The organism is Psychroserpens luteolus, assembly GCF_021032705.1.
In the GTDB taxonomy this organism is placed as follows: Bacteria; Bacteroidota; Bacteroidia; order Flavobacteriales; family Flavobacteriaceae; genus Psychroserpens; species Psychroserpens luteolus.
Map to the genome: position 1 here is coordinate 1 of NZ_JAHVXI010000019.1, position 1,008 is coordinate 1,008.

Here is a 1,008-nt window from a genome sequence, read left to right on the forward strand (position 1 = left end):
ATCTACCAAAGAATGTGAATAGCGTTAGTTTTTTATCAAGCACCTCTCATTATACAATTTATGATCTAAAGACAGGCAATCAGATTCCTTACACGTCCATGTCAGGAGGAAATGTATATCGTATATCCGCTACTCCAAGTAGCAATAATGATTATACATATTATACTTATATCTCTTCAAGTGGCGGGATTAACAATTACCCAGGCTCAAGAGGTGTACGCTATAATGTGAACTATTATGATTATAGTCTAAACTATTATGATGTGTCTGGGAGATTAACTCAGAGGAGTCAACCATTAGGGTTTAATGCTTCATGTTTGAGTAGTATTCAATCTACAGTTACTCATGGGATGCTTAATAGTTATGTTTATAATTCATTAGGGGAATTATTGGAGACGACATCTCCAGATGAGGGAACGACAAAGTTTAAATACCGTAGAGATGGGCAGATTCGTTTTTCACAGAATAGTAAGCAAGCCTTAGCAGGAGAAGTGTCATTTACCGATTATGATAGTCAATCAAGACCCATAAGAAGTGGTGTTGGAACAGCTAATTTTAGTACACTAAATCCAGACACCAGTGTGTTAAGCACTAATTTAAAAGATGTACATGAGACAATATATGATCTTCCAGATACATCATTGCCAGGGGTTATTTCCAGTGCGGGACTCAATCCAAATAATTATAAACAAACATTTTTATCAGGAAGTGTTTCAATGACCAAGACCATTCCAGATGGTAATTCTCCAATAGTGACTAGTAGTACCTGGTATAGTTATGATATTTATGGACGTGTTTTATGGACAGTACAGGATGTAGAAGGTTTAGGGCTAAAGACGATTCATTATAAATACAATGAAAGAGGCGGAATCAAACAAGTAATTTATCAACAAGACACATCGAGTGAGCTATTTGTACATCGTTATAGTTATGATAAGAATAATTCATTATCTAAAGTGGAGACCTCTACTAATGGGATAGATTTTGAAGAACAAGCCGATTATGAGT

The 1,008-nt window shown here is 35.4% G+C and carries 1 protein-coding gene; it reads left to right on the forward strand.

Annotated features, from left to right (window positions below):
• A partial coding sequence (locus KWG70_RS17645) for a hypothetical protein (RefSeq protein WP_230937363.1) occupies positions 1-1,008 on the forward strand: 1,008 nt, incomplete at both ends.